Genomic DNA, 11,743 nt, shown 5'->3' with positions numbered 1-11,743 from the left:
CAGCGTGCAACAAACCGTGTGGCACGCAGCCCTTCGACAAGCTCAGGGCGAACGGGATGGGGTGTCGGACGCTCAATCCTTAGACCGTGCCGATCACCTGGGCTGCAAAGCGTTCCATTTCCTCTTCCTGCGGGCTCATCTGCAGCAGCAACAGGTCGAGCCCGGCCGCTTCATATTCGGCGATGCGCTCGCGTAGCTGTTCGGGCGTGCCGACCAGATTAGGGCGGAGGCCACGGTTGGAGACCGAATATTCCGCGATCTTCATCTCGCGTTCCAATTGCGTACCCGACAGCCATTGGTCGAAATTGGCATAGCCAGCCGGTAATTCGGTCACGCTGGTGATCCGCGCCAACTCGCGCTGCGCCTCGGCCTCGCTGTCACGCACGATGGCATAGGCGGCCATGCCGTAGTGCATCGGCGCCCCACCCGCGGCTTCGCGGCGCGCGGCCATGTCGGCGATCTTGGGCGCGACCGCTTCGACTGGATCGCCGTGCATGACGTAAGCGTCGCAGCGCGCGGCAATCATCGCCTTGGCCTTTTCGCTTTCGCCGCCGGCATAGACGACCGGCTTGCGCGCCGGTTTGGGGGCGCAGATCGCGCCTTCGGTCCGGTAGAAATCACCGGTGAAATCGAACCGCTCTTCGGTCCACAACCCATCGACGACCTGCAACCATTCCTCGGTCCGGGCATAGCGATCGTCATGCTGATCGAATTGCAGGCCATATTGCTTGGCCTCATCGGCCCACCAGGACGAGACGACGTTGAGCGCGAGCCGCCCGTTCGCGATCCGGTCGATATTCGCCGCCGCCTTCGCGAACAACGCCGGGTGGTGAAAATTGGGGCGCACCGCGACCATCAGCTCGATCGTCTCGGTTACCGCAGCAAGCGCGGCGGCGGTCGACCAGGCGTCGAGCGTCGGCTGCTCTATTCCCTTTATATCGTTGAGGTTCAGCTCGGCGATTAGCGTCAGGTCATAGCCGATCTTCTCGGCCCGCTGCGTCAGGCGCTTGGCATAGTCCCAGCTCGCCTCCATCCCCTCATCGGGCACATTGCGCAGCCAGCCGCCGAACACCGGCATCCAGAACCCATAGCGCATCAGCCTGCTTCCTCGATCCGGGCGATGAGATAGTCGACCAGGGCGTCGTGCGGGTCGTAGCCGAGCACGTCCACTGGCTTTGCGACGAAATTGGAGAGCGCATTGATGTCATAGAAGCGCGGAATGCCGTCGCGATCGTCGATCATCACCTCGATCCCGCCGACATCCAGATCGACGGCGCGCGCGATCGCTTCGGCGGCATCGCGGAGCGCGGGGCCGGGGTCGGTCGCAACCATCGGGATCGGCGCGCTTTCATCGACGCACGCATCCGCCGGGCACAGATCGAACGCACCGCCACCCTGAATATCGAGCGCATAGAGGAATGTGCGGTCGAGCGTCTCGATCCGCGTGACCGTGCCGCCGCGCGCGGGGACATAATCCTGCACCAGCAGCACGCCATCGACGCTCGACGGCAATTCACCCGAATCGACCAGATAGCGCAGTTCGGAGAGGTTATCGGCGCGGACGATCCCCGCGCCCGATCCGCCGATATTGGCCTTCACCACCAGCGGGAAGCCGATCGCTTGGGCGGCCGCGACGACATCCTCGGCGCGGTGCACGACGCGTGTCGCCGGGATGGCGAGGCCGAGCGATGCGATCAGCGAGAGTTGCCGCGCCTTGGACGAATCGATCGCCAGCACGTGCGCGCCGTTGACGATCCGCGCCCCACCGCGCCGCCAATGATCGAGCATGGCAGTAGCATGAAAGATCGGATGCTCGGCCGAGCGCAGGAAGCTCGACATGGCAATGCGGTTGAATACCACGCGCGCCGGGGGCGTCATGTCGGCCGGATCGAAATGTCCGTCTGGCGTCAGCGCGACATAATCGACGCCGCGCCGGTCGAGGGATGCGAACAGCGGCGTGAACCAGGCCGGGTGTTCGTACAGAATCGCAAGATCGGTCACTTCGCTTCGGCGAGGGCCGACTTGGCGGCGGCACCGGTCCAGTCCATCCCACCGCTCGAGCGCCAGACTTCCTTCCCCGACGAATCGAACAGAATGCTCATCGGCAGGCTGGCATTATAGGCGATGCTGAAGCCGAGGTCCTTATCGAGATAGGGCTGGAGTCGGGCCAGTTTCTGCTTGGCGAAGAAGGCGGTGATCGTCGGGCGATCCTTATCCTGGCTGATCGCGACGACAGGAATGGTCGCCGCCGCGGCATCGAGCGTCGGCATTTCCTTGACGCACGGGCCGCACCATGTGGCCCACAAATTGACCAGCACCGGCTTGCCCACGAAGTTGGCGAGCTTGGTCGGCTTGCCGTCTGGCCCTTCGAAGGTCAATTTCGGCGCAGCTTCGCCTTTGTGACTGCGGTCGATCTTGCCTTCGGTCGGGCCAGACGGTGCGACCGGCGCAGACGGGGCGGGGACCGCCGCTTGCTCGTTCGACGAGACTTGCTTATCGCACCCGGCCAGAAGACCCATGGCCAGGGCGAGCGGCAGGACAAAAGCGATTACCGAACGGAAAGACATCACGGGCGCATCCAATGCGATGTGGGGTGGCCGCTTCGCCGAAGGGCCGGCAGCGGTAATGCGTGCGATAAATGCCTCGATCCCGTTCGACAAGCGGCTGTGGCGGCAGGACATCGCCGGATCCAAGGCGCATGTCGCGATGCTGGGCGCGACCGGGATCGTCTCGGCCGAGGATGCCGCGACGATTTCGGCCGGACTCGAGACGGTCGCCGCGCACTATGCAGCGTATGGCGTGGCCGAGGACATGGCGCTCGAAGACATTCATATGCAGTCCGAAGCGCGGCTGGCCGAGGCGATCGGCCCGGTCGCCGGGCGGCTGCATACCGCACGATCGCGCAACGATCAGGTCGCGACCGATTTCAAATTGTGGGTGCGCGATGCCATCGACGAGGTCGATGCCGCGCTGGGCGCTTTCCAGGCAGCGTTGCTGACCCGCGCGGAAGAGCATGCCGACAGCGTGATGCCGGGCTTCACGCATCTGCAAAGCGCGCAGCCGGTGACGCTCGGCCATCATCTGATGGCGTATCACGAGATGATGCTGCGCGACCGCAGCCGTTTTGCCGATGCGCGGGCGCGGATGAATTTGTGCCCGCTCGGCTCGGCGGCGCTTGCCGGGACAGGTTTCCCGATCGATCGGGAGATGACCGCCGCGGCGCTTGGTTTCGACGGGCCGACGCGCAATTCGCTCGATGGCGTGTCCGACCGCGACTTCGCGATCGAGTATCTGACCTGCGCGACGCAATGTTCGCTCCACCTTAGCCGCCTCGCCGAGGAATTCGTGCTGTGGGCGTCGCAGCCGTTCGGCTTCGTGGCGTTGAGCGATCAATGGTCGACCGGCAGCTCGATCATGCCGCAGAAGCGCAATCCCGATGCCGCCGAGCTGGTGCGCGGGCATGCCGGGCGCATCCTTGGGTGCATGACCGCGCTGATGGTGACGATGAAGGGGCTGCCACTGGCTTATTCAAAGGACATGCAGGACGATAAGCCGCCGGTGTTCGAAGCGCACGACCTGCTTGGCCTGAGCGTCGCCGCGATGACGGGCATGGTCGCAAGCGCGACCTTCCGGACCGATCGGATGCGGGGCCTGGCCGAGGCGGGCTTTGCCACCGCGACCGATCTCGCGGATTGGCTGGTGCGCGAAGCAGGCGTGCCGTTCCGCGAGGCGCATCACATCACCGGGCGCGCAGTCGCTCGTGCCGAGGCGCTGGGCGTCACGCTCGATGCGGTGCCGCTCGCCGATTTGCAGGCGATCGATGCGCGGATCGACGAACGGGTTTACGGCGTGCTGTCGGTCGATGCCTCGGTCGCGAGCCGGACGAGCTTCGGCGGCACCGCCCCGGTGCGCGTGCGCGCGGCAATTGCCGCCGCGCGCGAAGGAGAGAGATGATGCGCGCTTTGCTCCTGTTCGGATCGATCCTGCTGCTGGCCGGCTGTGGCGCCGCGACCAATTTGAAACCGGCCAAGGGCGAAGCGTTGCCGGTCGCGCCGTATGGCGCAACGGCCACGCCGACCCCGGCCGACTTGCTCAAACCGAGCGACCAGGCCCGCCCCGCGCGCAGCGACGAATTGCTCCGACGGTCGCAAGAGCGCCGCGGCGACGAGTTCAATCTGCCGCCCCCCAATTGATTTTTCCTTCAATTCCAGGCTGACATCATGGATCACTTTTCGCTGATCGACGGCGTAATGCACTGCGAGGGCGTGCCGTTGTCGGTGATTGCCGAGCAAGTCGGCACGCCCGTCTACGTCTATTCCACCGCCATGTTCGAACAGCATGCCCGCGCCTTTCGCGAAGGCTTGTCGGCGGCGGGCGACGTTCATCTCGCATATGCGATCAAGGCCAATCCCAATCTCGCGGTACTGCGGGTGCTGGCCAAGGCCGGGTACGGTGCCGATGTCGTATCGGGCGGGGAGCTTGCGCGCGCGCTGGCGGCCGGCATCCCGGCGGCAGACGTGGTATTTTCGGGCGTCGGCAAGACCGAAGCCGAACTCTCGACCGCACTCGATGTCGGCCTGGGGCAATTCAACCTCGAGCTGGAGGAAGAAGGGGTCGTGCTGGCCGCGCTCGCGGCGGCGAAGGGGATGGTCGCGGACGCCGTGCTGCGTGTGAACCCCGATGTCGATGCCGGCACCCACGCCAAGATCTCGACCGGCAAGCGCGAGAACAAGTTCGGCGTGGCGATCGACCAGGCCCCTGCCATCTTCGCGCGGCTTGCGGCGCTCCCGGGGCTCGCGATGCGTGGCGTTGCGATCCATATCGGCAGCCAGTTGAGCGACCTCGCACCGCTCGAAGCCGCATATACCCGCGTCGGCGAACTGGTCGCGGAGATTCGCGGCATGGGATTGCCGATCGAACGTGTCGATCTCGGCGGTGGCCTGGGCGTGCCGTACCGCGCCGGCGAGGTCTTCCCCAGCCCGGCCGAACTGGGCGCGATGGTCGCGCGCGTGACGCGCGGCTGGGGCGTGCGATTGATGTTCGAGCCCGGCCGCGTGATCGCGGGCAATGCCGGGGTGTTGTTGACCAAGGTGATCTGGGTCAAGCCCGGCGTCACCAACCCCTATGTCATCGTCGATGCCGCGATGAACGATCTGGCGCGGCCTGCTTTGTATGATGCGTGGCATGATTTCGCAGCGGTTCGCCCGAGCGGCGCACGCATGACCGCCAATATCGCGGGACCGGTATGCGAAAGCGGCGACACCTTCGCGATGGGACGCGAGATCGATGCGGTCGCGCGCGGCGACCTCGCCATCTTCCGCACTGCGGGCGCTTACGGCGCGACGATGGCCTCGACCTATAACAGCCGTGCCCTGGTGCCCGAAGTACTGGTCGACGGCGACCGCTTTGCCGTGGTGGCCGACCGCATCCTGCCCGAGACGATCCTCGCCGCCGAGCGCATCCCGGAATGGCTCAAGGGGTGAGTCTCCCCCAACCTGCTCTGCACAGCTTGCCCCTGTTCGTGCGCATGGCTGGACGAGCGGTGATCCTGCTGGGTGAGGGCGAGCCGGCAGCGGCCAAGCGGCGGTTGCTGGAACGCGCGGGCGCGGCGATCGTCGGCGAAGCGGCGGAGGCAGCGCTCGCGATCGTCGCGATCGAGGATGACGCCGAAGCGCTGGCGGCGATCGCGCGGCTGAAGGCGCGCGGCGTGCTGGTCAATGCGGTCGACCGGCCCGAGCACTGCGATTTCACTTTGCCCGCGATCATCGATCGCAGCCCGGTAATCGTCGCGATCGGCACCGGCGGGGCGTCGGCCGGGCTTGCGGCGGCGCTGCGCCAACGATTGGAGGCGATGCTGCCCGCGACGCTCGGGCCGCTGACCGAACGGCTCTATGGCCTACGCGCCGCGATCCGGCTTGCATACCCGGTGCTCGATGACCGCCGTCGCGCGCTGGGTGCAGCCTTTGCGCAGGGCGGCGCGCTCGATCCACTGCGGGCCACAGCCGAAGCGGTCGGGACCTGGCTTACGACCCCCGAGGCACCATCCAATCGCCACGTCACGGTGCGGTTGCGGTCGGCCGATCCCGACGATCTTACACTGGGTGCGGCGCGCGCGCTGGCGCTCGCCGACCGCATCTATCATTTAGCCAGCATCCCGCCCGCGATCCTCGACCGCGCGCGCGCCGATGCGGTTCGGATCGCTTCGAATAGCCCACCGGCGGCGGGGGAAGCGGGGCTTACGGTCTGGATGGAGTGGGCATGAGCGGCTTTGCATATCGCGTCGCGGAAGGGAAAGCCGAACGGCTCGACATTGTACGCGCGCTTGAGGCACCGGCCGACCTGATCTGGGTGCATCTCACGACCAATAACGAACACGCACAGCAATGGCTGAGGGACGTGGCGCAGGCCCCGGATTACGTCCTCGATGCGCTGACCACCACCGAATCGCGGCCACGCTGCGATGCGCTGGGCGACGGCGCGCTCCTTAATCTGCGCGGGCGCTCCAATGAAGAAATGACGATGTCCGACCCGCTCGCGTCGCTGCGCGTCTGGGCGACGGCGGGGCGGGTGATTTCGGTCGCGCGGCGCTCGGTCACCGCGATCGACGATGTCGTCAAACTGGTCGAGGGCGGCATGGTGCGCGATCCCGGCGATCTGATCGCGGAATTCGCGAGCGCGATCACCGAGGAACTCGACCCCGAAGTCGCCGATCTGGGCGATCGGCTCGACGATTGCGAAGCCGAGCTTGCGGCCGACAAAGTGTTCGAACTGCGTCGCGGCGTGACCAAGGTGCGGGTTGCCGCGATCGGCTATCGCCGCTTCCTGCAACCGCAGCGCGCCGCACTCGAAAAGCTCGCGTCGCTGCCGTGCGCGTGGCTGCACGACGACGACCGGCTCCACCTCAATTCCGCCGCCGACCGTGCGGCGCGAATGGCGGAGGAGCTTGAGGCGATCCGCGAAAGATCGGCGCTGATGCACGAAGCGCTGACCGATTTGCGCGCCGAGCAGATCGATTCGCGCTCGCTGCTGATTTCGATCGTCGCTCTGATCTTCCTGCCACTGACGTTCCTGACCGGGCTGTACGGCATGAACGTGGAGGGCCTGCCGTTTGCCAAGGAGCCATGGGCGTTCGACGTGATCGGCGGTATCTGCATTGCAGTATCGGTCGGCATCGTCGGATACTTCAGCGTGCGGCGCTGGTTCGGTTGATGCTTTAGCCTAGCGGCTGAGCCGTTCGACCTCGTCGCTCAGCGCCTGGATCGAGGCGACGAGCCGCTGCCGGTCAGCGCGGGTGGCGGCGAGTTGCGTCTTGGCTTCGCCTAATTCCACCGCACGCGCGGCGATGCGGGCGTCGAGATTGGCGTTCGACCGTTTCAGCTCAGCGATCCGGCGCGCGCGCGCCAGCGTCCGCGCGATGCGCGCGGCGAGCACGTCGAAATCGAACGGCTTGGCGACATGATCGTCCGCCCCGGCGGCCAACGCCTCGACTGCGGCCGCGGGATCGCTGCGCCCGGTCAGCATGATCACGGGCAAATCGATCGTATCGCGGTTACTGCGGAGTTCGCGCAGCACTTGCACGCCCGCCAGACGCGGCATCACCATATCGAGCAGCACCAGATCGAACCCGCGCGCGGCGATGAGATCGAGCGCCTCGGCGCCATTGTCGCTGAGCACCGTAAGATAGCCGAGATGCCCGAGCCGCCGCCCGAGCACGGTGAGATTGGTACGGCTGTCATCGACCACGAGGATGGTGCCGAGCGCGCGGCGCGGTGTGGTCGGGTCGGGAGGAGGAAGATCACGCATGCCGCGCACTCTAGACCCCGCGACGTCACAATTTGGTTAACGACGCGGAAACTCTTTTTTTCAGCCGGCTACCCGGCGCGGACCGCGCGCCACGCCTGGCCGATCTCGTCAAGCGTCGCTGCCACCTCGCGAAACGGGCGCGGATCGTTGCCGATGCTCGCATTGACCACCGTCTGGCGCGCGCCGGCGTAGAGATTGGCGAGCGCCGGGGCGACGCTGCCACCCGCTTCGAAATCGAGCCCCGCCTCGAGCGCGAAGAGGATCGCCGTCGCGCGCGTCACCTTGTCGCTCTTCATCGCATAATTGCCGTTTTCGGCGGCCCATGCCGCCCCGCGCAGCGCGCGGATCGCTTCGTCATAGAGCAATTGTACCAGCGCCGGGCCATCGGCCTCGGCGGTCTGCCCGCCGAGCTCGATCTGGCGATAGGTCGCCTCCGGGTTGCGGCCGAACGCCGTGGCATAGGCGGCGGTCACGCGCTGCTCTTGTTCCACTGGGCGATCTGGTTCGTCAGCGCGGTCTGGCTCGCTTTATAGGCGGCAACGCGCGCGTCGGAGGCGGCATATTGCTTGGTCAGGCGCTCTTGATACGCCGTTGTGTCGGTCGCAACCTTGGCCTCCGAATCGGTCACGCGCGTCTTGGCAGCGGTGTAAAGCGCGGCACTGCCGACCAGGCCGATGCGTTCGGTCTTGCCGTTGACGGTCACCGCCTTGTCGACCGCCGCCGTCGAGATCGCGTCGAGTGCCGCCGCGATCCCGCCGCCGCTTGCGCCGGTGCCATCGGCGAACAACGCCTCGACCCCGTCGGGATTGCTGGCAAGCACCGCGGCGAGCCTGGCCGAATCGACGCTCAGCGTCCCGTCACGGTTGGTCGACACGCCGATCGCCGAAAGGTTGGTGGGGGCGCCCGCGGCGGCGTTGGTCGTAAGCGTGGTCAATGTCAGCCCGCGCAGCGCACGCGATAGACCGGTCGCGTTATAATCCTTGCGTAACGGGCCAGTTGCCGAATCGGTTTCGCTCTTCAGGATCGCCTGGAGCTGATTGAAGGTATCGACAAAATCGGTCACCGCCTGCGAAAGACCGGCGGTCGGCGTGCTGCTGCCGAGCGTCACGGTCTTGCCGACCGCAGCACTGGCAAGGTTGAGCTTCACGCCGTCGATCAAGTCGGTCACGGTATTGCTCGCACGCTCGACCGCGACGCCGTCGAGCTTCAGCTGGGCATTCTGCGCGGCGCTGCCGATCGCGGTCGCGCCTTCGCCGACGCCGACGTTCAGTTGCGCGAGGCCCGGGGTGTCGCCGCTCAGCGTGAAGGCCTGGACGCTGCCGGTCGCGCCTTTCAACGTCAGGCGCGCGGTGCCGTCGGCATCGGTGACGACGCTTGCGGTTACGCCGGCCGCTTTGGCGTTGATCGCCTTGGCGACGCCGTCGAGCGTTTGATTGCTGCTGTCGATCGGAATTTCGATCGCCGAAGCGGGTCCTGCCGTAAAGCCGGTGAGCGCGCCATTGCTAACCGTGCCGGTGCCGAAGGTCAGCGTCAGCGTGCCGGTGCCGATGGTCGTCGTGCGGCTGGCGAAGGGCGTCGCGGTCGTCGCGATTTGCGGTGTGGCGAGGCGCGTGACCTCAATCGAGGCCGACAGGCCTGATAATTTCGCGCCGGGCAAGGCGCTTGCGGTCAGCACAGCGGAATCCGAACTGGTCGGTTGCGTGACGAGGCTGCCGCCCTTGACCAGGCTCTTCAGACCCGCCGCAAAGCCGGTGATCCCGCTTTGGACCTTGGCGACCGACGAAATTTGCGCGGTGAGGGTGTTTTCCTGCTTGGTCAGCGCGGCATTCTTGGCGGCGAATTGCGCCTGCACCAGCGACGATACCAGCGATGCGGTATCCACGCCCGATCCGGCGTTCGACGCGGTCAGGATCGACTGGCCGAGATTGGTCCCCGTCGCGCTGGTCGTCACCATGGCTTTGATCCCGTTACAAAACTCAGATGATAGAACGACCGAAACCCGCGCATCTTTAGGATTCCTTCACGCCATTTTCGTCGAAACGCGCGGTCGGCGGCACCAGCACCGGCGGCGGCGTGGTCGCGGGCGTACCGCCTGCCTCGGCGTTGAGCCCGAAGACGAAGGCGAGGATCGTCGCGAGCGCAACGTACAGATCGTCGCGGACCTCCTGCCCCTCGCGGCTGGTGTAATAGACGGCGCGGGCGAGCGAGGGATATTCGAGCACAGGCACGCGGTTTTCCGCGCCCAGTTCGCGGATCGCCAGCGCGATGACGCCGCGCCCCTTGGCGACGACCACCGGCACCTGGTCTTTCCCCCGATCATAGCGCAGCGCGACCGCAAAATGCGTCGGGTTGGTGAGGATGACATGCGCCTCGCTGACCGCCTTGCGCATGTTGCGCGTCGCCATCTCGCGCTGACGCTGCCGCATCGCGCCCTTCGCCTCGGGCGATCCTTCGGTTTCCTTATTCTCGTCCTTGATCGCCTGTTTCGACATGCGCAGCTTGCGCAGCAACTGGATGATCTGGATCGGCACATCGATGCCAGCGATGATCACCAACCCGAACGCCATCGTGAACAAGACGCCCATGAAGGTGCCGCCGAGCGAACCAACCGCGGTGCCGATATTGGTCGAGGCGAGGCCGATCGTGCTGCGCGCCACTTGCCCCAGCATGTACCAGCCGATGCTGCCAAGCAGCACGACCTTGAGCAACGATTTGCCAAGCTCGATCCAGCCTTGCGGCCCGAAAATGCGTTTCAGCCCCGACCCCGGATTGATCCGCGATGCCTTGGGCGCGAGCAAGGAGCCGTTGAAGCCGAGATGCCCGAGCCCGGCCTGGCTGAGAATCGCTGCTACGAAAGTCACCACCAGCAACGAACCGAGCGCCGGGGCGAGCTTCCACCCGCTTTGCGCGAGCGCGCGGAAGGGCGAGAAATCCTCCACGTCGCGGTGATCGAAGGCGAAGCTCGACGCCATCACCTCCTTGCAGGCCCCAACGAGGCTAGGCCCCATCACACCAAGCCAGCCACAGCCCGCCAGGATCACCAGCGCCGTCGCGAATTCGCGCGATTTGAGAATGTCACCTTGTTCGGCCGCGTCGCGTTTGCGCTTTGCGGTTGGTGCTTCTGTTTTTTCGCCGAAATCCTCTGACATCAGCCTAGCACTAGGCTTTGCGTGGCGGCGAGCGCCTCATCGATGATGACGAGCAGATAATCGCCCATCGCCGGGAAGCCGAGCGCAAGCGCGACGACGCCGACCGCGAGGCTGGCGGGCAGGCCGACCGCGAACAGGTTGAGCGACGGGGCCGAACGCGAGATCATCCCGACGATCAGATTGAGGCACAGCAGCAGGAATCCGACCGGCAGCGCGAGCAGCAGCCCAGCGAGAAAGGTGTATCCGCCGAAGAACGCGATGTTTTCGAGCTGTTGCGGCTTAAGCCACGCGCCACCCGGCGGCAGCGCATCATAGCTTTTCACAATCATCTCGACGAGGATCAGATGGCCGTTGACGCTGAGGAACAGCAGCGTGAGCATCATCGAGAAGAATTGCCCGAGCGCCGGGGTCGAGCGGCCGTTCTGCGGATCGATCGCCGAGGCGAAGCCGATCCCCATCGACGTGCCGATCACTTCGCTCGCGATCATCGGTGCTGCAAAGGCGATCTGCAGGATGAAGCCCATCGCGAAGCCGACCAGCGCCTCGGCCGCCACCGCGAGGAAGGTGTTGAAGGCGAAGACATGTTCGGGCGGGGTCACCGGATGGACGGCGAGCACCAGCACGCCGATCGCGCCTGACAGCGTGACGCGCACCGTCAGCGGGATCGACACCGCGCTGAACACCGGGGCGGCGATGAACGCTGCGCCGACGCGCACCATCACGAAGATCAACGCCCAAAGCTGGGGCTCGACCGACAGGCCGAAGCCGAGGGGGCCAGCCGCGCTGCCCAC

Annotated in this window: 13 protein-coding genes; 5 read left to right on the top strand and 8 right to left on the bottom strand. The window is 65.9% G+C overall.

All coding sequences use genetic code 11. The annotated features are described in order from the left end of the window. Positions 1–79: 79 nt before the first annotated feature. The 3 genes from HMP06_RS13955 to HMP06_RS13945 are packed head-to-tail and all read right to left on the bottom strand — an operon-like array spanning position 80 to position 2,567. Positions 80–1,096 carry an LLM class flavin-dependent oxidoreductase gene (locus HMP06_RS13955; protein ID WP_176497621.1) on the bottom strand — a complete coding sequence of 339 codons (1,017 nt, stop codon included), beginning with the start codon at positions 1,094–1,096 and terminating at the stop codon, positions 80–82. Further along, complete coding sequence (locus HMP06_RS13950) at positions 1,096–2,001, bottom strand: ATP-grasp domain-containing protein (RefSeq protein WP_176497620.1); 906 nt, start codon at positions 1,999–2,001, stop codon at positions 1,096–1,098. Before HMP06_RS13950 ends, HMP06_RS13955 begins: the two co-directional genes overlap by 1 nt. Then, positions 1,998–2,567: a TlpA family protein disulfide reductase gene (locus HMP06_RS13945; RefSeq protein WP_176498557.1), complete on the bottom strand. Its 570-nt coding sequence runs from the start codon at positions 2,565–2,567 to the stop codon at positions 1,998–2,000. The genes HMP06_RS13950 and HMP06_RS13945 overlap by 4 nt, the downstream gene beginning before the upstream one ends. Before the next feature lie 19 nt (positions 2,568–2,586). Between HMP06_RS13945 and argH the strand changes: the two genes are divergently transcribed. From argH to HMP06_RS13920, 5 genes are read left to right on the top strand one after another with little or no spacing between them, the layout of a single operon-like run. After that, complete coding sequence (gene argH / locus HMP06_RS13940; RefSeq protein ID WP_176497619.1) at positions 2,587–3,954, top strand: argininosuccinate lyase; 1,368 nt, start codon at positions 2,587–2,589, stop codon at positions 3,952–3,954. Next, on the top strand, positions 3,951–4,193 hold the full coding sequence (locus HMP06_RS13935; RefSeq protein WP_443026486.1) for a hypothetical protein: 243 nt from the start codon (positions 3,951–3,953) through the stop codon (positions 4,191–4,193). Before argH ends, HMP06_RS13935 begins: the two co-directional genes overlap by 4 nt. A 27-nt stretch (positions 4,194–4,220) precedes the next feature. Continuing rightward, on the top strand, positions 4,221–5,483 hold the full coding sequence (gene lysA / locus HMP06_RS13930; RefSeq protein WP_176497617.1) for a diaminopimelate decarboxylase: 1,263 nt from the start codon (positions 4,221–4,223) through the stop codon (positions 5,481–5,483). Then, complete coding sequence (locus HMP06_RS13925; RefSeq protein WP_176497616.1) at positions 5,468–6,262, top strand: precorrin-2 dehydrogenase/sirohydrochlorin ferrochelatase family protein; 795 nt, start codon at positions 5,468–5,470, stop codon at positions 6,260–6,262. Before lysA ends, HMP06_RS13925 begins: the two co-directional genes overlap by 16 nt. Then, the gene (locus HMP06_RS13920) at positions 6,259–7,209 is read left to right on the top strand and encodes a zinc transporter ZntB (RefSeq protein ID WP_176497615.1); all 951 of its coding nucleotides are present in this window, start codon (positions 6,259–6,261) and stop codon (positions 7,207–7,209) included. Before HMP06_RS13925 ends, HMP06_RS13920 begins: the two co-directional genes overlap by 4 nt. 9 nt (positions 7,210–7,218) lie before the next feature. Here HMP06_RS13920 and HMP06_RS13915 read toward each other — a convergent pair whose 3' ends face one another. The 5 genes from HMP06_RS13915 to fliR form a co-directional block, all read right to left on the bottom strand. Beyond that, on the bottom strand, positions 7,219–7,803 hold the full coding sequence (locus HMP06_RS13915) for a response regulator (RefSeq protein ID WP_176497614.1): 585 nt from the start codon (positions 7,801–7,803) through the stop codon (positions 7,219–7,221). Between the two features lie 68 nt (positions 7,804–7,871). After that, positions 7,872–8,276, bottom strand: coding sequence for a flagellar export chaperone FliS (locus tag HMP06_RS13910; protein WP_176497613.1), 405 nt, complete (start codon positions 8,274–8,276; stop codon positions 7,872–7,874). Further along, positions 8,273–9,757, bottom strand: a complete 1,485-nt coding sequence (fliD, locus tag HMP06_RS13905) for a flagellar filament capping protein FliD (protein ID WP_176497612.1) — start codon at positions 9,755–9,757, stop codon at positions 8,273–8,275. Before fliD ends, HMP06_RS13910 begins: the two co-directional genes overlap by 4 nt. Positions 9,758–9,812: 55 nt before the next feature. Continuing rightward, entirely contained in the window at positions 9,813–10,952 is a 1,140-nt protein-coding gene (locus tag HMP06_RS13900; protein WP_176497611.1) for an EscU/YscU/HrcU family type III secretion system export apparatus switch protein, read from the bottom strand. Further along, entirely contained in the window at positions 10,952–11,743 is a 792-nt protein-coding gene (fliR, locus tag HMP06_RS13895) for a flagellar biosynthetic protein FliR (protein WP_176497610.1), read from the bottom strand. Before fliR ends, HMP06_RS13900 begins: the two co-directional genes overlap by 1 nt.

The organism is Sphingomonas sp. HMP6, assembly GCF_013374095.1.
GTDB lineage: Bacteria > Pseudomonadota > Alphaproteobacteria > Sphingomonadales > Sphingomonadaceae > Sphingomonas.
This window is presented reverse-complemented; position numbering and strand designations above follow the sequence as displayed.